The organism is Bacillus sp. FSL K6-0993 (assembly GCF_037977205.1).
In the GTDB taxonomy this organism is placed as follows: Bacteria; Bacillota; Bacilli; order Bacillales; family Bacillaceae; genus Bacillus; species Bacillus subtilis.
On sequence record NZ_CP150275.1, the window covers coordinates 3,199,321 to 3,220,758 of the forward strand.

Annotated in this window: 22 protein-coding genes and 1 pseudogene; 5 read left to right on the forward strand and 18 right to left on the reverse strand. The window is 46.8% G+C overall.

Features of this window, described 5'->3' with window-relative positions:
• Window positions 1-189: 189 nt before the first annotated feature.
• From pucE to allC, 7 genes are all read right to left on the reverse strand, one after another.
• Window positions 190-711: a xanthine dehydrogenase subunit E gene (gene pucE / locus MHH79_RS16675; RefSeq protein ID WP_015483659.1), complete on the reverse strand. Its 522-nt coding sequence runs from the start codon at window positions 709-711 to the stop codon at window positions 190-192.
• A complete protein-coding gene (pucD, locus tag MHH79_RS16680; protein WP_100505785.1) occupies window positions 702-2,945 on the reverse strand; it encodes a xanthine dehydrogenase subunit D in 2,244 nt (747 codons plus the stop codon). The genes pucE and pucD overlap by 10 nt, the downstream gene beginning before the upstream one ends.
• Window positions 2,946-3,779 carry a xanthine dehydrogenase subunit C gene (gene pucC / locus MHH79_RS16685; RefSeq protein ID WP_063334620.1) on the reverse strand — a complete coding sequence of 278 codons (834 nt, stop codon included), beginning with the start codon at window positions 3,777-3,779 and terminating at the stop codon, window positions 2,946-2,948. It lies immediately after the preceding gene.
• Window positions 3,776-4,393: a xanthine dehydrogenase accessory protein PucB gene (pucB, locus tag MHH79_RS16690; RefSeq protein WP_251217596.1), complete on the reverse strand. Its 618-nt coding sequence runs from the start codon at window positions 4,391-4,393 to the stop codon at window positions 3,776-3,778. Before pucB ends, pucC begins: the two co-directional genes overlap by 4 nt.
• The gene (locus tag MHH79_RS16695) at window positions 4,390-5,382 is read right to left on the reverse strand and encodes an XdhC family protein (RefSeq protein ID WP_340034736.1); all 993 of its coding nucleotides are present in this window, start codon (window positions 5,380-5,382) and stop codon (window positions 4,390-4,392) included. Before MHH79_RS16695 ends, pucB begins: the two co-directional genes overlap by 4 nt.
• A 213-nt stretch (window positions 5,383-5,595) precedes the next feature.
• Window positions 5,596-6,846, reverse strand: coding sequence for a (S)-ureidoglycine--glyoxylate transaminase (gene pucG, locus MHH79_RS16700; RefSeq protein WP_251217595.1), 1,251 nt, complete (start codon window positions 6,844-6,846; stop codon window positions 5,596-5,598).
• Window positions 6,847-6,859: 13 nt separating this feature from the next.
• Complete coding sequence (gene allC / locus MHH79_RS16705) at window positions 6,860-8,098, reverse strand: allantoate deiminase (RefSeq protein ID WP_063334624.1); 1,239 nt, start codon at window positions 8,096-8,098, stop codon at window positions 6,860-6,862.
• Window positions 8,099-8,342: 244 nt separating this feature from the next.
• Here allC and MHH79_RS16710 point away from each other — a divergent pair.
• A pseudogene (locus tag MHH79_RS16710) lies at window positions 8,343-8,462 on the forward strand (hypothetical protein); the annotation flags it as partial.
• Window positions 8,463-8,543: 81 nt separating this feature from the next.
• Window positions 8,544-9,410, forward strand: coding sequence for an endonuclease I family protein (locus tag MHH79_RS16715; protein WP_014480775.1), 867 nt, complete (start codon window positions 8,544-8,546; stop codon window positions 9,408-9,410).
• Window positions 9,411-9,443: 33 nt separating this feature from the next.
• On the opposite strand, the gene ugpC is transcribed toward MHH79_RS16715, so the two are convergent.
• Window positions 9,444-10,547 (reverse strand): sn-glycerol-3-phosphate ABC transporter ATP-binding protein UgpC, encoded by a 1,104-nt coding sequence (gene ugpC / locus MHH79_RS16720; RefSeq protein ID WP_144453018.1) that lies wholly within the window; start codon window positions 10,545-10,547, stop codon window positions 9,444-9,446.
• Between the two features lie 181 nt (window positions 10,548-10,728).
• Here ugpC and frlR point away from each other — a divergent pair, with 181 nt between their 5' ends.
• Window positions 10,729-11,457 (forward strand): transcriptional regulator FrlR, encoded by a 729-nt coding sequence (frlR, locus tag MHH79_RS16725; RefSeq protein ID WP_014480777.1) that lies wholly within the window; start codon window positions 10,729-10,731, stop codon window positions 11,455-11,457.
• Window positions 11,458-11,481: 24 nt separating this feature from the next.
• Here frlR and frlD read toward each other — a convergent pair whose 3' ends face one another.
• The 7 genes from frlD to MHH79_RS16760 form a co-directional block, all read right to left on the reverse strand.
• Window positions 11,482-12,336, reverse strand: a complete 855-nt coding sequence (frlD, locus tag MHH79_RS16730; protein ID WP_015384577.1) for a fructosamine kinase FrlD — start codon at window positions 12,334-12,336, stop codon at window positions 11,482-11,484.
• Window positions 12,337-12,349: 13 nt separating this feature from the next.
• A complete protein-coding gene (locus MHH79_RS16735; protein ID WP_015384578.1) occupies window positions 12,350-13,252 on the reverse strand; it encodes a carbohydrate ABC transporter permease in 903 nt (300 codons plus the stop codon).
• Window positions 13,253-13,255: 3 nt separating this feature from the next.
• Window positions 13,256-14,134: a sugar ABC transporter permease gene (locus MHH79_RS16740; protein WP_014477910.1), complete on the reverse strand. Its 879-nt coding sequence runs from the start codon at window positions 14,132-14,134 to the stop codon at window positions 13,256-13,258.
• Between the two features lie 57 nt (window positions 14,135-14,191).
• Window positions 14,192-15,460, reverse strand: coding sequence for an ABC transporter substrate-binding protein (locus MHH79_RS16745; protein ID WP_340034738.1), 1,269 nt, complete (start codon window positions 15,458-15,460; stop codon window positions 14,192-14,194).
• 80 nt (window positions 15,461-15,540) lie between these two features.
• Window positions 15,541-16,527 (reverse strand): fructosamine deglycase FrlB, encoded by a 987-nt coding sequence (gene frlB, locus MHH79_RS16750; RefSeq protein WP_015251278.1) that lies wholly within the window; start codon window positions 16,525-16,527, stop codon window positions 15,541-15,543.
• A 215-nt stretch (window positions 16,528-16,742) separates the two neighbouring features.
• Window positions 16,743-17,117, reverse strand: a complete 375-nt coding sequence (locus tag MHH79_RS16755) for a nucleotide excision repair endonuclease (protein WP_015384582.1) — start codon at window positions 17,115-17,117, stop codon at window positions 16,743-16,745.
• A gap of 102 nt (window positions 17,118-17,219) precedes the next feature.
• Complete coding sequence (locus tag MHH79_RS16760) at window positions 17,220-18,338, reverse strand: FAD-binding oxidoreductase (protein WP_340034739.1); 1,119 nt, start codon at window positions 18,336-18,338, stop codon at window positions 17,220-17,222.
• Window positions 18,339-18,496: 158 nt separating this feature from the next.
• Here MHH79_RS16760 and sspG point away from each other — a divergent pair, with 158 nt between their 5' ends.
• On the forward strand, window positions 18,497-18,643 hold the full coding sequence (gene sspG, locus MHH79_RS16765) for an acid-soluble spore protein SspG (RefSeq protein ID WP_003228613.1): 147 nt from the start codon (window positions 18,497-18,499) through the stop codon (window positions 18,641-18,643).
• Window positions 18,643-18,918, forward strand: coding sequence for a hypothetical protein (locus tag MHH79_RS16770; protein WP_003243521.1), 276 nt, complete (start codon window positions 18,643-18,645; stop codon window positions 18,916-18,918). The genes sspG and MHH79_RS16770 overlap by 1 nt, the downstream gene beginning before the upstream one ends.
• A gap of 64 nt (window positions 18,919-18,982) precedes the next feature.
• Here MHH79_RS16770 and glxB read toward each other — a convergent pair whose 3' ends face one another.
• From glxB to sufB, 3 genes are all read right to left on the reverse strand, one after another.
• A complete protein-coding gene (gene glxB, locus MHH79_RS16775) occupies window positions 18,983-19,366 on the reverse strand; it encodes a methylglyoxalase (protein WP_003240869.1) in 384 nt (127 codons plus the stop codon).
• Window positions 19,367-19,474: 108 nt separating this feature from the next.
• Complete coding sequence (locus MHH79_RS16780; protein WP_015251274.1) at window positions 19,475-19,753, reverse strand: metalloregulator ArsR/SmtB family transcription factor; 279 nt, start codon at window positions 19,751-19,753, stop codon at window positions 19,475-19,477.
• Window positions 19,754-20,022: 269 nt separating this feature from the next.
• Window positions 20,023-21,420, reverse strand: coding sequence for a Fe-S cluster assembly protein SufB (gene sufB, locus MHH79_RS16785; RefSeq protein ID WP_003228608.1), 1,398 nt, complete (start codon window positions 21,418-21,420; stop codon window positions 20,023-20,025).
• Window positions 21,421-21,438: the final 18 nt, after the last annotated feature.

Below are 21,438 nucleotides of genomic sequence, written 5' to 3' on the forward strand. Positions count from 1 at the left end.
TCCGCCGTATCCAACACCTCCCTGTCCGACAGACGCCATAAGAAGTTTTTATGGCGTCTTTGCTATGGATTCACTAATCATTTTCTAATCCAGAAGCTGTCAAGTTCTACGAGATTTATCGTGATGTTTTCCCACAACGCTTCTGCGTCTTGATCGCGCTGTCTGACTGAGGCTAAAAAAGTCCGGCTCTTAAAAGCCGGACTCCCGTCTACCCCCGTTCAACTCTCTTCTAATCCTGCAAGCTGACCGCATAATCCCGCCATACCCGGTACACCGGCACAAATTCCCCGCCAGCCCTTCTTCTATATCTTCGTCAGAAGGTTGAGGGGTTTCCCGAAACAGTGCTTTAAGCGCAATTATCATTCCTGGGGTACAGTATCCGCATTGAAAGCCGCCTTCTTCCAGAAAAGCGGTTTGGCAGATATCCAGTTCCTCTTTTTGTACGCCCTCGATTGTTGTAATGGAGTGGCCGTCCACTTGGTAAGCCATGGTCATACACGCATTGGCCAGTTTTCCGTCGATTAAAATAGAGCAGGCTCCGCAGCGGCCGATTCCGCAGGACACCTTTGTCCCGGTCAGCTGAAATTCCTTTCTAAGCAGGTCACTCAGATGTGTCGTAGGAACGGCAGCAACCTCCCGCTCCTGTCCATTCACGGTCATTCGGAACTGTTCCTTTTTTACAGGAAATGGCCCGGCCTCTTTTACGTCCATTGCTTCAGCCCCTTTCTGTCTATCGCTTCAAGCAGCTCTTCTCTTGAAATCGGCAGCTTATTAATCCAACATCCGACTGCATCATGTACTGCCTTTACAATCGCCGGAGTGATGGCGATCGTTCCGATTTCGCCAACACCGCGCGGTCCATATGCATCACCCTTCATTAGTTCTTCTATTGCGATCACCTTCATGTTAGGAACGTCTTTGACTCCGGGGGTCAAATAGTGATCTAGATTTTCCGCAGCATAACGGCCGTCCGTCATTTTGGCTTCCTCCATCAGCGTATAGCCGAGCGCCATGGCAGCGCCGCCTTCAATTTGACCTCGATAACCCTGGGGACTGACAACCGGACCTGCCGCAATAGCATGCTCACAATCTATCACTTTGACATCGCCTGTTAACAGATCTACCTCCACCTCAACGGCTGCTGCACCGAAAGAATACAAGAAATGACTGCCTGGTGCTACTACAGGATCAGGCGTTGTTGGAAAGTCAAAGGCCGTTTCCTCTGCCAAAGGGCCTTTTTCAGCCAGCTCCTTATACGTCACCACGAGCGACTTTGTGTTTTTGTCACGCAAGCCTGCAGCGCCGGGAATAAGGTTTTCCGCTGAACAGCCGTTCCATTCTGCCGCCCGTTTTTTCAACTGAGCTAGAAACGGCTTCTTCAAACGCTGGATCGCGTGCCACACCATGCTTGTGCCGCGGGATGCTGTGGAGGAGCCTGACTTCGGCACTTTTGCGGTATCCCCAATAACAATGGAAATATCCTCTGCGGCACAACCCAGCTCCTCCATGACAATATGTTCAATCGCTGCTAGAATCCCCTGTCCGCATTCTTCAAATCCGAACGATGCTGTGATTTTGCCTTCACTCGAAAGGGACAAACGGCCTCCTGCCGCATCCATTCGGCCATACCCCAGCCCGCCGCCGTGCATTGTAATTGCCGCTCCCGTGCCTCTTTGCAGATACCCGCAGTTCCGGCTTGTTCTTGTAAGAATGGGAGATTTAGATATGGCATTCAACACCTGCGCCGCTCCGTCAGTTGGTGCAATTCGATGCTCAAGCGGTCCCAAGTCATGCGGTTTTCTGATATTTTTTCTTCTCAGCTCCAGCGGGTCGATGCCGAGCATGCCGCTGAGACGATCGAGATGGGTTTCGAGTGCAAATGTGATTTGATTGCCGCCAAAGCCTCGGAATTCCCCCGCCACCCCGTTGTTCGTAAATACTGATATTCCTTCAGTCCGGATATTCGGAATACGGTACGGCCCCGCGGCATGCTCGACAGAAAAATCAAGAACAGCCGGTCCGAGCGTAGCATATGCGCCTGTGTCCGCCACAATTTTCACGTCATGCGCCAATAGATTTCCCGAATGATCCGCACCCGTTTTTATCGTAATCTTCATCGGATGGCGCTTAATGCCAGAACGTACAGATTCCTTTCGTGTCTGATGGATTTTGACAGGACGTCCGCTTTTCAGTGACAAAAGCGCGGCATACGGCTGAATATTCAGCTCATCCTTCCCTCCGAACGAGCCGCCCATCGGACTTGACACAATCCTTATCTTCTCTTCAGGAATGTCAAAAATACGGGCAAGCTGGAAACGGTCTTTATAGCCGTGCTGGGTTCCTGCATACATCGTAAAACCCCCGTCGTCTTCCGGAACTGCTACGCCTCCCTCCGTTTCCATATACGTATGCATCTGCCGCGGCAGCTCATAGGTTTCTTCAAGGACTGTGTCAGATGCTTGAAACCCTTCTTCCACATCGCCGTTCGAAAAAAATGCGTGGTGCAGGATATTCCCGTCCTCATGCAGTCTTTGCGCATTCGGCCGAAGCGCTTTTTCTGGTGAATCCATGACTTCCAGCTCTTTATATTCAACGTGAATCAGCTCCAGCGCCGCTTCCGCGATTTCCTCCGATTCTGCAGCAACTGCGGCGATCGCATCCCCGACATATCGCACCCTGTCCTCACATAAAACCGGCTGATCAGGAATGACAATGCCAAATCGGTTTAACCCGGGAACGTCTTTATGTGTGACAACGGCCTGCACGCCTTCCATTTTCTCAGCTTTTATGGTGCAAACCGACACAATCTCTGCATGAGGATAAGCACTTCTCAGCACCTTGCCATATAGCATACCTGGAAAGCTGAGATCGGTCATATATTTCAATTCCCCTGTGACCTTACCCCTTCCATCCGGCCTGACTTTTGACGGTTTGTTGATGATCATTTATTCCCCTCCCTCAGCCATCAGCTCTGCCATGATGACGTTGGCAGCGGCTTTTTTTCTGTATGCCGCTGACATAAAAGCATCTGAGGAAAACGGCAGCTCATGGATAAGTATTTTGTACAGCTCATGCGAGTCCCCCCCTGGTGCCATCCATTTCGCTTCACTGTCCAATAATCTCCTAGGAGTGATATCGGCATGGCCAGCGGCGAGGCGAATGCCGCCGTCTTTCAAAAAACGTCCAGCTGCAACAGCAGCCGCTCCTGTAAAAGCCTGGCGCCTTCCAAGCTTGTGATAAAATACACGCTCTCCCTCCGCCCGCGGGATGATGACACGCGTGACGATAGCCGTTCTAAAGTCTTCCTCACTGAGCCAAGCGCCAAGCGGCATCCTGATTAGCTCCTTTTGATATACGATAAGCTCAGCACCAAGCACAAGCAGAAGCGGAATGAAATCACCTATTTTACTCGCTATGTTGCCGCCAATCGTGGCACGGCTGCGAATCCCCGGTGCAGCGACAGCGGAAGCAGCGTCACTGAAACAGCCAAGCGCGCTCTTGATCAAAGGGTTCTTTCTGCATTCATTCAGTGATGTGAGCGCCCCGATAGACACGTGGGTGTCACTGGCGCTGATCCCTCGCATCTCGTCAATCCCTTCAAGGCTGACAAGGTGCTGTTTCGGTAGAGTTCCTTTGTCCCACTGAAGCTGAAGCAGCGTGCTTCCCGATGCGGCACACACATCCGGAGCAAGCTTCTCTAAAAGCGAATAGGCCTCATCAAGCGCTGTCGGCCTCCATAATTGAATATTCATCCTTGCTTTTGTCACTTGGCCGTTCAAACCATCGCCCTCCTTACCATGTCATATTCCTCGGGTGTATCAATATCGTCCAACTCGCCGCTATCCTTTGCCTCCAAAACCGCTCCTGCTCCAAGCTGTCCGCTTTTCAGGAGCCTGCGAGCCCCTTCATCTCCCGTTAACCCCTTTACATAAGGAAAACAAGCCGACGAGAAGTAGATTGGCGGGGTGAACGCCCCTAAAAACGATGACACGGCAAATGACTCAGGAGCCAGTGCCATAAGGGCATTGAGATGATCGACGGAAAGCTGAGGCTGGTCGGCTAACAAAATGACAACGCCGTCCGCCCCCATGCTTTCTGCTTTTCTCACCCCGCTGCTGACTGAATGCCCCTGACCCTTTTCTGCGTCTTGGCAAACGTGCAGGCTCCAGCGTTTTTGAAAAGGCGGAGCGTGATACGGCGCTCCTATCCACTCAAGGGAAGCATGTTCTGTCCGCTCGACGACCAGCACGTGATCAAGGCGGGACGACAGAGCAGTTTTCAAAGAAAGTGAGCCGATGTTTTCTCCTTTTAGCGGCAAAGCTAGCTTGTTTTGACCCATTCTTCTGCTTTTGCCGGCAGCGAGAAACACGCCGATCAGATAGGGGTTTCTCATACAACCGCCAGCCGTTTTCTTGTTTGAATAATTTCTGCAACTACACTTACCGCAATTTCCTCGGGACCTTCCGCACCGATTTTCAGCCCGACCGGACTGTAAAAGTGAGACGGAGGATGTTTTCCGTTCAGTAGCCGTTTCGTGCGGTTTGCCGAACCCAAGAGTCCAATATAATGGAGGTTTTGAGAAAATAAGAAGTTGATGATCGTTTGATCGTGCTCATAATGATGGGTTGCCACAACAGCTGCATCATGCGGAAAAAATTGAAATTCGCTAAGCATTTGTTCCGGAAAAGCGATGATCAGCTGATCCGCTTTTGGAAAAAGAGAGGATGTACAATAAGCGGGCCGCCAATCCGTCACGATAACAGAAAACCCTGTGTCAGCCGCCAAATTGGCCAGCGGTACAGTATCCGGTCCCGCTCCAAACAGAATGAGACGCGGCTTCGGTTCAATTCGCTGAATAAACATGTTAGTGGGTGGATCGAAATGCGGTAAATGAAGCGTTGAAACAGCACGTTGAATATCTTGCAGAGGCGCGTCCGGCCAGTTCCCAAAATGCCCGTTCTCCGTCAGAAATAAATAATGGGAGGATCCAATCTTTATAACGGAAGTGACAGCTTTGCCTGAATGAAGGCAGTCCCTCACTTTCTCATAGTGCCGCCTTTTTTCCAGAGTGATTCGCTCTTCATGAACATGAATAATGCCATTGCACCCGGCTCCCATGCCCCAAGAAAGATCGTCCTCCGACCGCATGTCGTAGGGAATCAGCGCTGATGTGAGCTGTTCGCCCAGCGCACTGATTCTTTGGAATACATCTTCTTCCACACACCCGCCGCTCAGCAAGCCAATCCGCTTGCCATTTTTCCTAAAGAGCATAGAAGCACCTGCTTTTCGATATGCGGAGCCTTCAACCTGAACAATGGTCGCCAGCACAGCCCCCTCCTGGTCTTCCAGAAGCGCGTCTAACACCGTGTGAAAATTTCCCAATGCTGCATCCTCCTCTCGAAAAAAACAACTAATTCAGCGTTTTATGGGTAACTTGTATAAAGAATAGACGATGGAAGAAAAAATGCCTCATGATTTGTCAGAAAATAAAACACATAGAAAGAGGATTTGTAAAAAGAGTCAAACGAAGAAAATCAGATTGGAGAAAACACGAAATCATATCTAAAAAGCTTGCGGAGTTCCGCAAGCTTTTCTTTACACCGCCGCCTGGCGGCCAGCGTTTTCATACACATCCAGCGCTGCTTGGAGCGCTTTTCCTGCTTCGATTCCTGCGTTATGTCTGAGAAGCACAGCCTCTAACCCGGCAAGCACGAATAGCACGTTTTCTTTTCTGCAGCTGTACCCCATCGTGCCGATTCTCCAGATCTTCCCTGCAAGCGGGCCGAATGAGCTGGCGATTTCAATGCCGAATTGTGCCAGCAGCATGCCACGGACAGACTCGCCGTCAATGCCGCCGGGAATTTCGACACAGGTGACAACAGGCATTTTGCAGCTGTCATCTCCAAACAAGCTTAGCCCCATTGCCTTTATCCCTGCTGCTAATGCAGCTTCATGGTGCCGATGCCGCTCGAAACGCGTCTCAAGACCTTCTTCAAGCACCAGTCTGACTCCCTCACGTAAGGCGTACAGCATCGTCGTCGCTTCTGTATGATGATTGAGCCGTCTTTCGCTCCAATAATCCTCAAGCTGGCTCAAATCAAAGTAGTTGCTTGTGATCGGCCGATTTCCCAAAAGCGCTTCCCTGTCAGCTTGTGTCGCAATCCCCCGCTCCACCTTTTTGCGGGCTGCAATCACGTCCGCCACCCGCTCATTATATGTAATCGGCGCCATTCCTGAAGGCACAGATAAACATTTTTGCGTTCCGCCGATGGCAGCGTCAATCTTCCATTCATCGACTTTAACCTCGCAGCCCCCAATCGTTGCGACTGCATCGACGATAAACAATGCATCCTCGGTGCGGCAGGCTTCGCCGATGGCTTTCAGCGGGTGAATCCGTCCTGTCGATGTTTCTCCATGCACCATTGCCACAATTTTCGGCTTCACTTTTTTTATCTCCCGTATGATGTCCTCCGGGTCAAAAACCGTTCCCCATTCGCACTCAAGCATATGAACATTTGCCCCATATCGTTCGGCGATTTCAGTCAGCAAATAACCGAAACGGCCGTAAATGGGAATGAGCACATCATCTTCCGGCTCTATCACGCTAGCCAGCACTGCTTCAATTCCCGCCCGTGAAGTGCCGTCAATCGGGTATGCCCAGCGGTTTTTTGTTTGGAACAGCTCCCGAAGCATCTCCATCGTTTCATTCATAATACCTGTAAACGCCGGATCAAATTGGCCGACAACCGGGGTGCTCATTACTCTTAATACACGCGGATCAACCTCAACAGGCCCCGGCGTCATAATCGTTCTTAACGGGGTGCATAATTCTCTTCTGCCTGACACAGCCATTCCTCCTTCAGTAAGCCAGTTTGTATAATAAATCAGTCAGTGCGCGGACGCCGATCTCAAGCTGTCTGGCTGACGTATATTCCTTCGGTGAGTGGCTGACGCCGCCTCGGCTTGGCACAAACAGCATACAAGCAGGATAGCGCCTTCCGATCATTTGCGCGTCATGCCCTGCTCCGCTCACCATTTCCTCACAGCTGAAGCTGTTTTCTAATGCTGTTTCAAAAGCCGCAGCCTTCAGCCTTTCGTCCATCGGCACAGGCTCTATCCGCATATATTCATCAATCACGGCGTGAATTCCTTTTTGAAGGCAAATGCCGTTGATCAAAACAACCATGTCTTGATGAAACTGCTCCAGCACATGCTGATGCTGATGGCGAATATCGATTGAAAACTGGACGCGGCCCGGTATGACATTGGCTACATTGGGCTCTGCCGTTATTTTTCCGCATGTCAGACGGAGCTCCTCCGGCAGCTCCTCCGACCGCAGCAGCAGCTCATGAATGATACGGCTGCTGGCTGCGAGCGGGTCCTTGCGCCATTTCATGGAGGTGGTTCCCGCATGATTGCATTCCCCCTCCAGCGTGACGAGATATCGCCTCTGCCCCGCAATGCTTGTCACAATCCCGAGATCCCGTCCTGACATTTCCAATGTCTGTCCCTGTTCAATATGGAGCTCAACAAAAGCGCTGATATCTGTCCGATATGCTGCCTGAAACACACCTTTGCCAAAACCGTTCTCATGCATCGCATGTTGCAGCGAGACTCCTGATTCGTCTCTTGGCTCTGCTCCATCCTGTAATGAAAAAACACCCGTCATATTCCCTGATCCCCAGTAGGTCATTGGAAAACGGCTGCCCTCCTCCTCACATAAGGATACCGCTTCGAGTGTTTTTTTCGGCGATCCATATGTCTCTTTGAGCCGCTTTATCGCAAGCATTGCCGCCAGAACACCATAGGCGCCGTCGTATTTTCCCCCATTGATGACAGTATCGATATGTGAACCGGTTACAATGACTTCATCCGGAGACTGGGTGCCCGAAAGCCTTCCAAACACATTGCCGACATCGTCGAATCTTGTGTCAAGCCCGAAAGAAGACATTTCCGTTTTCACAGCAAGCTGTGCGTCCATCCACTCTTTTGTGTATAAAAGCCTCGTTACGCCGCCATCCGCAGACGCACCGTATTGGGCGAGCCATTCAATATAATCTGTGATGCTGTTTTTTACTGAAAGCTTCTGCTTTTCCATGTACTCCCCCCTCTGGCCGCTATGGTGACTTCATTATAGAAGGAGGAACATGATAGTTCATTGACAGATTAACCAAAAAAACGTTTATTTTTTAGTCACAGTATCTATCCAGCAACCAGATTCACCCTACATGTCACAACTATTTTGATGTAAAGGTCAAAAGAAAACACGGTTAGGAAGAGAGCCAGCAAGAGCGAAAGAGAGGGTCAAAATGCCTTTCATATGAACAAGCTCAGCTTGCCGGAGAGGCGATGTTTGCGGTACGGATGAAAACGGAAATGCCGGCAGCTCGCAAAAACAGGACCTAAAGATATGGGAACAGGAGATTTCCGCCTCCTCCAAAGGGACTAATTTACAATTTTAATGAAAAATATACAAAATGACACTTCTATCCTTTATTTCAATTTTAGATAATAGACATGATCTGATAAAAGGAGGGCAAGTGATGACAAAAAAAGCATGGTTTCTGCCGCTCGTCTGTGTATTACTGATTTCCGGATGGCTTGCGCCGGCAGCTTCAGCAAGCGCGCAAACCGCATTAAGCCTTAATGACCGATTGGCGTCTTCCCCTTCAGGAACAGGAAGCCTTCTCTCATTAGCCGCCCCCGCTGCACCCTATGCTGACACAGATACCTATTATGAAGGGGCTGAAGGTAAAACAGGAGACTCGCTAAAAAGCACCCTGCACCGTATTATCAGCGGACACACGATGCTGTCCTACAGCGAAGTGTGGAACGCGCTGAAAGAAACGGATGAAGACCCGAGAAATCCGAATAACGTCATCCTGCTCTATACGAATGAATCGCGGTCCAAAAACCTGAACGGCGGCAATGTCGGCGATTGGAACCGCGAGCACGTCTGGGCGAAATCCCATGGCGATTTTGGTACGAGCAAGGGACCTGGTACTGATATTCATCATTTGCGCCCGGCTGATGTTCAAGTGAACAGCGCCAGAGGAAATATGGATTTTGACAATGGCGGCACTGAATATGCGAAGGCACCCGGAAATTATTATGACGGCGATTCATGGGAGCCCCGCGATGATGTGAAAGGCGATGTTGCCCGCATGCTGTTTTACATGGCTGTCCGTTACGAGGGTGATGACGGCTATCCTGATCTTGAGCTTAATGATAAGACAGGCAACGGCTCAGCTCCTTATCATGGCAAACAATCTGTCCTGCTCGAATGGAATAAGCAGGATCCGGTTGACGACCGCGAGCGGAAAAGAAATGAAATCATTTATGAAAAATATCAGCACAACCGCAATCCATTTATCGACCACCCTGAATGGGCGGATGAAATTTGGCCGTAAGAAAAAGGTGCTCCTTTTAAGGAGCACCTTTTTCTAATACACAGCCTCTTCCGTTTCCGCATCGAAAAAGACGACGTGGTCCATTTTCACTGAGAGCTGGATTGAATCGCCTGCATCGATTCGCGTGTTTCCGTCCAGGCGGACCTTGAGCCGCTCGTCCCCAGCCATGACATGCACTATGAGTTCCGAGCCCAGATTTTCATTCACCTCCACCTTCGCTTGAAACACTGAATCAAACAACTGGTCATTTCCTGTCATTTGTGTGATGTGCTCCGGCCGTACACCGGCAATCATCTGTTCTCCGGCATATCCCTTTTCCTTCAGCCGCTTTGCTTTTTCTTCAGGAATATGAAGCCGGATCGAAGAATTTGTGAAAAACAGCTCGCCATGCTGCTGTTCTATGATGCCTTTCAAAAAGTTCATTCCGGGAGAGCCAATGAAGCTTGCGACAAACAAATTGGCCGGGTAATGATAAATGTCATGAGGTTTCGCCACTTGCTGAATTTCCCCTTCATTCATGACGACAATCCGATCTCCCATTGTCATTGCTTCGGTCTGGTCATGCGTGACATAAATGATCGTTGCCTCTAATCGCTGGTGCAGCTTGCTGATTTCTGTCCGCATCGTCACTCTTAGTTTTGCATCCAGATTAGAAAGCGGCTCGTCCATTAAAAAGACCTTCGGCTCCCTCACAATCGATCTGCCAAGCGCCACCCTTTGCCGCTGCCCGCCGGAGAGCGCCTTTGGTTTTCTCTTCAGCAAATGTTCAATTTCTAAAATTCTGGCTGCCGCATGAACCCGCTCGGCAATTTCCTGTTTCGCCATCTTTCTGAGCTTTAATCCAAACGCCATATTATCAAAAACCGTCATATGCGGATAAAGCGCATAGTTCTGGAATACCATCGCAATATCACGTTCTTTCGGCGGAAGATCATTGACCCGCTCCCCATCAATAAGAAGATTTCCTTCAGAAATGCTTTCTAATCCAGCCACCATCCGCAGCGTTGTTGATTTTCCGCATCCTGACGGCCCCACCAGCACCAAAAGCTCCTTATCCTTTACATCTAAATCAAAGTCCTTCACGGTTAATTGTGAGTGATATGATTTTTTGACGTGTTCAAATGTTAATGAAGCCATCAGAAAAGTCCCCCTATCTTTTGACCCGTTATTTCGTCACTGGAAACAACTTGGTCTTTCTGTTATTTTTAGAGTAATCGATTCCCATTTTTGCTATATCTCTAAAATAAAAAATGTAAATTTGTATTATAACGTCATAATACATTATAATATAAATAATAGGTTAAAAGGAGGCTACCCTTTGTTAAACAACGGAAGTTCTACACCTTTATACATTCAGCTAAAACAAATCATCACTGATGACATCAAAAAGGGCGTGTATTCCCCAACCGCCAAGCTGCCTACCGAAAACGAGCTTTGCACCAAGTATAACGTCAGCCGCATCACCGTCAGGAAAGCCATTCTCGATTTAGTCGAAGAAGGCTATCTGATCAGGCAGCAGGGAAAGGGAACGTTCGTTAAAAGCCCTAAATTAAAACGAGAGCTGATCGCTGTAAACGGCTACTCGGAATTTATGGAATCAACCGGCAAAAAACCGAAGCATCATGTGCTGTCCCATGACATCATTCCAGCGTCAAAACCCATCGCTGAAAAGCTTCAAATCCATCCCGAGAGCCCTGTCGTTGAATTAAAACGGATTTTATATAATGATGATCAGCCTCTCACCTTTGAAGTGACGCATTATCCGCTTGATTTGTTTCCCGGCATTGATACCTTTATTGCTGACGGCGTCTCCATGCATGATATTTTGAAACAGCAGTACAAAGTTGTACCCACGCACAATACGAAGCTATTAAACGTTGTATATGCCCAACAGGAGGAAAGCAAATACCTGGATTGTGATATCGGGGATGCGCTGTTTGAAATTGATAAAACGGCTTTTACATCAAACGACCAGCCAATCTATTGCTCATTGTTTTTGATGCACACAAACCGTGTCACTTTTACCATCAACAGCCCCTACACATAACAGGCATAAAAAACGAGACACTGCTTATAGTATTCTCGTTTTTTCACTGCTTCCCCCGTCCTCCAAGCGATAAGGATAGCCATAGCCGAAAGCACCGTACACACCGCATGTTTTCGCAGCCGTTTCGGCGGCTTGGCGCAAAGCGTACGTTATATCCTGCTTCACGCAAAAGGCAGTCAAAAAGCCTGCTATAAAAGAATCTCCCGCTCCAAGTGTATCTATTATATCAGTTTCCACAATCGGCTGATGATAGACTCGCTCACCCGCAGACAGGATTGCTCCTTGGCCCCCCCGGGTCATACAAACCATTTTGGCTCCGTACCCATGAGCTGTTTTGGCAAGCTCACCGCATTCCGACTCACTCAAATCGCTTCCTGAAAAAAACGCATACGTCACATAAGGACAGACCCTCCTCAAATAATCATCCTCCCGATTGGTTGAAAAATCAAATGAGACAGGGACAAGCCCGCACAGCTGCGGAAGATCGTTCTCAAGCCTGCTGTACACGCTCGTATGCAGCAGATCATGCCCGCTGATAAAAGATACATCTTTCTCCTGAAACGCGAGGCGAAGCCGAGACTGAATGCCGCCTTTATTTGATCTGACAAAAATGCGGTCCCCCTGTTCATCAAGGGTGACAATCGCCATCCCGTTTTCTCCGTGCGCCTGGCGAATATAATCTGCATTAACCTGCTCCAGCTTGAGAACGTTCAACAGATGCGCCGCGGCTTCGTCATTGCCGACGATTCCGATATAGGAAGACTCATGCCCGAGCCGCTTGGCAAGCACAGCAACGTTTAAGGCATTTCCTCCCGGGTAAAATGTTTCTTGATCCTGGTAGTAATCTACAACATTATCTCCAACCGCAATCAATTTCATAGCGCTTCCTCCTTTATCCTTTTACACTGCCGCTTGCAATCCCGCGGACAAAATATTTCTGCATCAATAAAAATAGAATAATAATCGGCGCGGCTGAAATCGTTAACCCCGCCAGCAGGACGCCCCAGTCTGTCTGCAGCGCGTCTCTGAACTGCATCAGCCCGGCTGGAATGGTCCGCAAATTCTCATCATCTATGAAAATAATCGCAAACATAAACTCATTCCATGTATGGTAAGCCGTCAAAATGCCCGATGTCACCAAAATCGGCACGCTCATTGGTAAGAAAATTCTGAAAAATACTCCAAAACTTGTACACCCATCCAAATAGGCCGCCTCCTCCAATTCTTTGGAAATAGAAAGAAAATAAGAGCGGATCAAAATGATGGTGAATGGGATCCGATAAGCCGCATACGGCAGGATTAACGCCCAATACGTATTGTACAGGCCAAGCGACTGAATAATAGAATAAAGCGGCACAAGACTGACCTGCGGCGTCAGCATCAATCCGCCAAGACATAGCACCAAGAAGAATCCTTTTCCTTTAAACTCAAACCGGGAAAGGCCATACGCTGCCCATGCACTGATAAAGACAGTGATCACACACGTCAGCGCCGTAACGATGACACTGTTCATAAAATAAGAAGAAATCCCCTGGTTCCAGGCGGAAACAAAATTTTCCGGATGCCACGAAGACGGCAGCGACCAGCTGTGCTCAAAAATATCGTCAGAGTTTTTAAAGGCGCTCAACACCATCCAGAGAAGCGGATAGGCAATCGCAATCAGATAAAGAAACAGAAAAACCCACACAGACGTTTCTCCGATATACCATTTTCGTCTAGGCTTTCTTTTCACCTCAATGTGCTGGTCAGGCACAGGCTCCAACCTGAACGAATCTGTCTTCTTCTGAGGCAGCATCAGTTACTCCTCCTTTCCGGTTTTAAAGAACTTCATTTGCATGAGCGATAATGCAAGCGTAATGATTAACACGACAGTGGCAATCGCTGAGGCGTAGCCCATCATGTCCTTTGTAAAGGCGCTTTTATATAAAAACGTGCTCAAGACTTCTGACGCGTTTCCCGGCCCGCCGCCTGTCAAAATGTACGGCTCATTAAAGACCGTAAAGGCCCCGGTCAGCGTCATGACCACCGCAACAAAAGACATCTCTTTCGTCTGGGGAACAGTAATATGAAAAAACTGCTGAATTTTACCCGCGCCGTCAAGCCGGGCCGCTTCATACAGTTCATCCGGTATTTTTTGAATCGACACGATGTACAGCATCGCAATATAACCGACAGATTGCCACTGGGACACAAAAATGACAGAAAGCATAGCTGTGCTGTCATCCCCGAGCCAGGCCCTCGTCAGCTGATCAAGACCGATGGCCTGAAGCAGCTGATTCAAAAGCCCTGTCTCCGGATTGTAAATAAAATCAAACAAAAGCGCGATCACAGTCATTGAGATGACAACCGGCAAAAAGAAAACGGTACGAAAAAACGGCGACCATTTTCTGACCAGCTTATCCTCAAGCACCGCCGCCAAAATCAAACCGCCAAATACCTGGCATACAATTGAGATCACTGCATAAAGCACATTATTGGTAAGTGCCTGATAAAAGACAGGATCATGAAATAATTCAACATAGTTTTTTAAGCCGATAAATGTTTTTTCCGGAGAAAATGAGCTCCACTGAAACAGGCTGAGGAATACATTCTCAAAAATCGGGATATAAACGAAAAGTAAAAAAACGAGAGCGGGCACCAAAAACAAATAGGGGATTATTTTATTCTGATTGACCAAGGGTATCTCATCTCCTTTATAAAAAGAAAAGGTGCGAAGCTTCACCTTTTCTTTGATTTATTCAGCTGACGCCCTCACCTGCTTTGCTGCCTTTTGAACGGCTTTCATCACCTGCTGCGGTGTCATGTCGCCGCCAAGCATTTGCTGGACGCCCGTTAGGTACGCATCTGCGACTTCAACATCGACATCCATATCAAACCATGGAACCATTGATTTGGCATCAACAATATGCTGAACGGCTTCACGCTGTATGGCTGTTGCATTTTCTTCAGTAGCAGTACCTTGCACTGCACTGTATTTCCCGACATCTTTCACGAGCTTTTCGCCCATTTTTTTCGACGTCAAGAACTGCAAAAATTCCATCGCTTCCTTCGGATGTTTTGTTCTTGAGGAAATCATGAATCCTTCCGGCGCTCCCGTTAACGCTTCTGAAGATCCTTTCTGCCCGCTGATTTCAGGAAATGGGAACATCCCGAGATTAACCGGTTCAACCAGCTTGATTTCCGCTGTTTCCGCATATATCATCGCCGACTTTCCGCTTTTAAATTGCTGTCTCACATATTCGTGATCGACGGAGTTTACATGTTTATTAAAGTAAGGCATCAGCTCTTGAAGCTTTTCAAGTGCTTTTACGTAGCCTTCATCAGTAAATTCACCCGTTTTGGCGTTATAGTCCTTTTCCCGTGTTTTTTCATCGACCATCCGCTGATTAAGCGTGCCGATATAGTGCGAGATTGTCCAAGTCGCCTTTGTTCCGAAGCTGATCGGTGTGTAGCCATGTTCTTTCAGCTTTTTTGACACATCGATTAATTCATCCCACGTCTTCGGTGAATCAAGATTCAGCTTTTGGAAAATGTCTTTATTATAGAAGAATGATTTAGCGTCCATTTGCCACGGCACGCCATATTGCTTGTTTTCATAAGTAAATGGTGTAATTTGCGATTGAACGAGCTGTGATGACCAATCGGTGTCATTTTTGTAGTAGGACGAGAGATCAAGTGCTTTATTGCCTCTGATAAATTTAAAAGCAAACTCATCGCTCCAAGAGAAGTAAATGTCAGGAGGGCTGGCGGTTCCCAGCATGACCTTAATTTTATCTTTATAGGAGTCATTTAAAACGGCTTCAATTTGAATATCGATATCTGGGTGTTCTTTTTCAAATTCCTTAACAGCCTCTTCAAAATAACTTTTTTCCGGCTCCTTTGGCCATCTGTGGAAAAATTTCAATGTCACCTTTCCGTCCGCTGAACTGCTTTGGCTCGAACAGCCTGCAATGGTGAACATACTGACAGCTGCAATGATCAAGAACAACAACATTTTCTTCAAAGGGTTGGCCTCCTCTGGACATTAGACTATAATGTTATATAACATTATAGTCTAATGCATAATGGTTCCTCATTTTCAGATCAATACTCAACTTTCCACATGTATCTTCTATGAGATAAAGGATGATTTCTCGCCTCTGCCAGCTCGTCTGCATAGCTTCTCAGCACACGATTGAGAACGAGCGGAGCAAGATAGCCTTTAACTGAATCGTCAATTGCAGTGAAGTCGTAAGATGCAGCATCAAGCACAGTGAGCTTTTTGCCATACTTTTTCGAGAAGGTAAGCGCCCGCTCTTCAAGAGGTCTTGTTTCATCTAAACCGAGCAGGATGATAAACGGCACGGATTCATCAATAATTTCAAACGGTCCGTGAAAATATTCTCCGGCATGAATGGCGTGGGAATGAATCCATTGCATTTCCATGAGAATGCAGATGCTGTAGGAGTAAGCGACACCGTAGTTTGCACCGCTTGCCATGGTATAAATAATGCTTTCTTTTTCATGGGCTTTTGCAAATTGCTTGGCGTTGTCAGCTTCCTGCTTAAGGGCTTTTTCATATACAGCCTGCAATTGATCTAAGCCTTCAATTGCTTGTTGGAATTTCGTATTGTTTTCTAATACTTGCAGGGTGCCAAAAACGATTTGATACAAAACGCCATAGTTTGTATTGATCGCAAGCGCCTCATCACCCCAATCGTACTGGGCAACATATTGCGCTTCCTGCGCTAAAGGAGACTCCGGTTTAAACGTCATCGCAATCGTAAGTGCGCCCTTGCCCCTTGCAAACGCAGCAGCTTTGACTGTCTCCGGGGTATTTCCCGAATGCGAGCACAAAATAACAAGAGACTTTTCACCAAGCTGAACAGGGTTGCGCTGAATAAATTCGTTGGCGCTGTAGAGGTCGGAGTTTATTGATTTTGACTCTCTGTCAAACACATACTTACTCGGATACATAATGGCAGAAGACCCTCCGCATGCGACAAAGAATACATGATCAATGGTTTTCCCTTTCAAATCCTGCAAGAAAGCTTGAACCTCACGATTTACTTTTGCTGTGGCCTGACTCAAATCCTTCACTCCCCGTTTTTATTATATAACGTTATATAACATTATATATTGTTATATTAAAGTCCGCGGGTAGGATTGTCAACATTATTTTCTGAAATTTCTCAATAATTTATTCGAATGATAGACAAAGGGTCTATAAGCGAAAAAATGCCCAAATCAAAAGCCAGAACTTGACTTAAGCTCTGGCTTCGCTGTTCAATCCGCAGACTGACGTCTTATTTAAAAAATACCTTGTCTATATTGTACTTCGATTGCTGTGTATTGATGATATATGTTTCGTAAATCTCTCTTTCCATTGGATCATCAACTACACATACCTCAATTTTATATACTTCATCTCTGTGATGTTTGATCGGTGAAACAGTGTCTTCGAAATGCTTCTTAATTCTCTGTCTTAACTTTCTAGCTTTACCGACAAACAGCAGCTCGTCATGAATGTTGTAAAACATAAAAATGCCGCCTTTGTCCCTTGGGATCTGGTGAAAGTCAATGAAGCCGTAAATCGCCTTTATTTTCGGCTCGTTATCATTAGCTGACTGCTGTCGTTCAGTGATGGTGACATTCGGTGCGGGTATATCAATTTTTATCAAAATCAGTTCACGTCCTCTTTTTCATTAAAGATAAATGCTAACACATACAGAAAAGAAAAGCTAGAACAGCTTTATTATATTTGTTTGTTATGCTCTTACTTATTATGCAAGTGCTCCGGCTGGATTATAAGGACTAAGGTCTAATTCTGTCTGCTTTCCGAGAACTAGCTTTGCGAGCTCTGCACCCAAGAACGGCCCCATCGTCAGTCCAGAAGCACCCAAACCGTTTGCAGCGTACAGGCCTTGAACATTCGGCACGGCCCCTACGACCGGCAGAAATCCCGGTGTAAACGGCCTGAAGCCCACTCTTGTTTCAACAGCAGCCGCATCAGCAAGACCCGGTGCAACGGCTAACGCTTTACTCAATACTTCGTGCTGGCCTCCGGCTGTCACACGAAGATCATCAAGACCGGCATCGTTTTCGTGTGTGGCGCCAGCTACAATTCTGCCGTTATCAAACGAAAGAATGTACTGATCACTCGGCGGCATTACAACCGGCCACGATCCTGTATCTGCATCTGTCATTTCAAAATGCATAATCTGCGCTTTTTGAAATGACACTTGAAAATGAATGCCAAGAGACTTCAATATCTCATTGGCCCATGCTCCCGCCGTCACAATGACCGCGTCAGCCGCAAACTGCTTTGCATCAGTTTGCACGCCGGTGACTGTTCCGTTTTCAAAAAGCAAAGACGCATTTCCTTTGATGACTGTTGCGCCGCGTTTCTCTGCAGCGCTTAAAAGCGACCGGCACAGCGCTCTTCCGTTCACACGGGCGGCACCGCTGATGTGAACCGATTCATAGCCGTCAGCTAAAATCGGAAACAGCTTTTTCGTTTCACTTGCAGACAAGCGGGTAATGTCGCCGATTTCCGGCGCATCCTCCCGTCTCTTATATGCCCTTTCCTCCATTTTATCGAGTTTAGACGCATCAGTATGAATGCTGATGGCACCGACACGTTTGTATCCTGTATCCGTTTCACCGTCTTTTTCCAATTGATGGATTAAATCCTTATAGTACCGTGCTCCCCCCTTAGCAAGCTGGTACCAATCCTGATTACGGCGTTGCGAGAGCCAAGGACAGACGATCCCCGCCGCCGCATCAGTGGCTTGTCCCGGCTCTTTCCGATTAATGACAGTAACGCGAGCGCCTGATTTTGCGAGATGATAAGCCGTCGACGCGCCCAGAATCCCTGCGCCGACGATGATATACGATTTCATATGCAAACACCTTTTCTATTATAATGTCTATTCATTTTACCAAATCAAATGCTTTCCTTCGACCTTTTGCCCTAATGTGGAAAAACCGCGAAGTTCGTCCAATCTCTTTACTCTCCTATCGAATATCCTGTCACTATCAATAGAGAAAGGATGATACCATGAGCGAAAATCGTCATGAAAATGAAGAAAACAGACGCGATGCGGCAGTCGCAAAAGTCCAAAACAGCGGTAATGCAAAAGTCGTGGTCAGCGTGAACACAGATCAGGATCAGGCACAGGCGCAGTCACAAGACGGAGAAGACTAATGAACGAAAACATCATTCCTCTTAACAGACATACTCAAGAGATACCCACTACTGAATCTGTTATCAAAAACAGCGGCAACTCAGAGGTCCATATCGACATTCACATTGATACAATGCCAATTGCTTTTGCTATATTATGCTCCGCATTAGCCGCAAAGCAGATGACAAAAGAGGAATTCGATATGGCTTATACTCAATTGCGAGAGATGAACAGAGAAAATAACAGCAGATCATCTGTAAAGCAAATTATCAATCAGGAGACAGAAGAAGAGTAAAAAACCGCGGGCCTTGTGGCCAGCGGTTTTTCTTCTCAATACAAAAAGGACGCGACTGAATCGGTTACTTCTGTACAATTTGAATAAGGTTACCACATGTATCGTCGAAGACAGCTATTGTGACTTCGCCCATTTTTGTCGGTTCCATCGTAAACGTCACGCCTTTTTCCTTTAATCGGTTGTACTCTTTTTGAATATCTGCAACGCCAAACATTGTGGCCGGGAAGCCTTCGGAGAATATCTTCTTTTGATACTCCTTAGCGGCAGGATGTTCATTCGGTTCGAGTAAAAGCTCGGTTCCGTCTTGATCATCTGGAGAAACAAGCGTTATCCACCTGAATTTCCCCATGGGAACATCCTCCTTTTTTACAAACCCCAGTTTTTCTGTATAGAACTTCAGTGCCTTGTCTTGATCTTGCACGAATATACTAGTCACAATGATTTTCATATTGTTGTTGCCTCCTTTGATATTTATGGTGCATGGTACTGTGCAAACAATCGGCTTCAAACAAAACAAACCAACATTTGTCAGAAACTCAGTACTGGTTTTATAAAATTACTCTATCCATCCTTTCAGCAAATTTTTAAGCGGTTCGTTGTTGAATATAAGTACTCGATATTTTCCCTTTCGTTTTGATGTTACGAGTCCTGCATCCTCCAGTACAGAAAGGTGTTTAGCTATCGCCTGTCGCGTAATAGAAAGGTCGTACTTTGTAATAAGACGTATCGTAAGTTCATACAACGTCAGCTCGTTGCGTTCAGATAATTCGTCTAATATAAGCCGCCGAGTCGAATCGCCGAGTGCTTTGAATATAGCGTCTTTGTTCCAATTCATAAATTGAGTATAAGCAACTCATTAGTTGCATGTCAAGTATAAGCAACTGTATGGTTGCGTGATATAGGAACTGAACCTATCCGGCGCAGGTCTGAAATATTCTAATCGATAAGGAATTAAAACCATTAAAATAACAGTGGATATGTCTCTGAAAAATAAAAGAAGACGAACTTCAAAAGTTCGTCTTCTACAATCAAATTCGGCACGCCGGCCATTTTAAAATTGATAACTATCTCTAAACTCCTTGATAAACAAAGGGGTTTTCATCATTAACCGATAGAACCTTCCATTTCGAACTTAATCAAACGGTTCATTTCAACTGCGTATTCCATTGGAAGCTCTTTTGTGAATGGCTCGATGAAGCCCATTACGATCATTTCAGTTGCTTCTTCTTCAGAAATACCGCGGCTCATCAAGTAGAAGAGCTGCTCTTCAGATACTTTAGACACTTTCGCTTCGTGCTCCAATGAAATGTTATCATTTAAGATTTCATTGTAAGGAATTGTGTCTGAAGTTGATTTGTTATCCATAATGAGCGTATCGCACTCGATGTTAGAGCGGGCGCCTTCCGCTTTGCGTCCGAAGTGGACGATTCCGCGGTACGTTACTTTTCCGCCCTGTTTTGAAATCGATTTTGATACGATTGTAGATGATGTGTTTGGTGCAAGGTGAATCATTTTCGCACCTGCATCCTGATGCTGGCCTTTACCCGCAAGAGCGATAGAAAGCGTCATACCGCGCGCGCCTTCGCCTTTTAGGATACAAGCCGGATATTTCATTGTCAGCTTAGAACCGATGTTGCCGTCGATCCATTCCATTGTTGCGTTTTCTTCACAGACTGTACGCTTTGTTACAAGGTTGTAAACGTTGTTCGCCCAGTTTTGGATCGTTGTATAACGGCAGTAGCCGCCTTTTTTCACGATGATCTCAACGACCGCACTGTGAAGTGAGTTTGTTGTGTAAACAGGCGCAGTACAGCCTTCAACATAATGAACACTTGCTTCTTCGTCAACAATGATCAGTGTACGTTCGAACTGACCCATGTTCTCAGAGTTGATACGGAAGTAAGCTTGAAGCGGTGTTTCAACCTTCACGCCTTTAGGCACGTAGATGAAAGATCCGCCGGACCAAACAGCTGAGTTAAGCGCCGCAAACTTGTTATCAGTCGGCGGGATTACTTTTGCCCAGTGCTCACGGAAAATATCTTCATTCTCTTTCAGCGCGCTGTCAGTGTCTTTAAAGACGATGCCTTGCGCTTCAAGATCTTCTTTCATGTTGTGGTATACAACCTCAGATTCGTACTGAGCAGAAACACCCGCAAGGTATTTTTGTTCAGCTTCAGGAATACCGAGCTTGTCGAATGTTTGTTTAATTTCTTCAGGAACTTCATCCCAAGAACGCTCTGAACGCTCAGACGGTTTTACGTAGTACGTAATTTCGTCAAAATTCAGTGAGTTTAAATCTCCGCCCCATTGAGGCATCGGCATGTTGTAGAAATGCTCAAGTGATTTCAAGCGGAAGTCAAGCATCCATTGAGGCTCTTCTTTCATGCGAGAAATTTCTTCTACGATTTCTTTTGTCAATCCGCGCTCTGAACGGAAAATGGAAACGTCCTTGTCGTGAAAACCATACTTGTATTCACCAATATCAGGCATTTTTTTAGCCATCCATTTTCACTCCAATCC

Excerpts from the sequence above, each read along its gene's own strand:
- pucE (WP_015483659.1), bottom strand. The coding sequence starts at position 711 with ATGGACGTAAAAGAGGCCGGGCCATTTCCTGTAAAAAAGGAACAGTTC.
- pucD (WP_100505785.1), bottom strand. The coding sequence starts at position 2,945 with ATGATCATCAACAAACCGTCAAAAGTCAGGCCGGATGGAAGGGGTAAG.
- pucB (WP_251217596.1), bottom strand. The coding sequence starts at position 4,393 with ATGAGAAACCCCTATCTGATCGGCGTGTTTCTCGCTGCCGGCAAAAGC.
- allC (WP_063334624.1), bottom strand. The coding sequence starts at position 8,098 with ATGGAAAAGCAGAAGCTTTCAGTAAAAAACAGCATCACAGATTATATT.
- MHH79_RS16715 (WP_014480775.1), top strand. The coding sequence starts at position 8,544 with ATGACAAAAAAAGCATGGTTTCTGCCGCTCGTCTGTGTATTACTGATT.
- ugpC (WP_144453018.1), bottom strand. The coding sequence starts at position 10,547 with ATGGCTTCATTAACATTTGAACACGTCAAAAAATCATATCACTCACAA.
- frlD (WP_015384577.1), bottom strand. The coding sequence starts at position 12,336 with ATGAAATTGATTGCGGTTGGAGATAATGTTGTAGATTACTACCAGGAT.
- MHH79_RS16735 (WP_015384578.1), bottom strand. The coding sequence starts at position 13,252 with ATGCTGCCTCAGAAGAAGACAGATTCGTTCAGGTTGGAGCCTGTGCCT.
- MHH79_RS16760 (WP_340034739.1), bottom strand. The coding sequence starts at position 18,338 with ATGAAATCGTATATCATCGTCGGCGCAGGGATTCTGGGCGCGTCGACG.
- sspG (WP_003228613.1), top strand. The coding sequence starts at position 18,497 with ATGAGCGAAAATCGTCATGAAAATGAAGAAAACAGACGCGATGCGGCA.
- MHH79_RS16770 (WP_003243521.1), top strand. The coding sequence starts at position 18,643 with ATGAACGAAAACATCATTCCTCTTAACAGACATACTCAAGAGATACCC.
- glxB (WP_003240869.1), bottom strand. The coding sequence starts at position 19,366 with ATGAAAATCATTGTGACTAGTATATTCGTGCAAGATCAAGACAAGGCA.
- MHH79_RS16780 (WP_015251274.1), bottom strand. The coding sequence starts at position 19,753 with ATGAATTGGAACAAAGACGCTATATTCAAAGCACTCGGCGATTCGACT.
- sufB (WP_003228608.1), bottom strand. The coding sequence starts at position 21,420 with ATGGCTAAAAAAATGCCTGATATTGGTGAATACAAGTATGGTTTTCAC.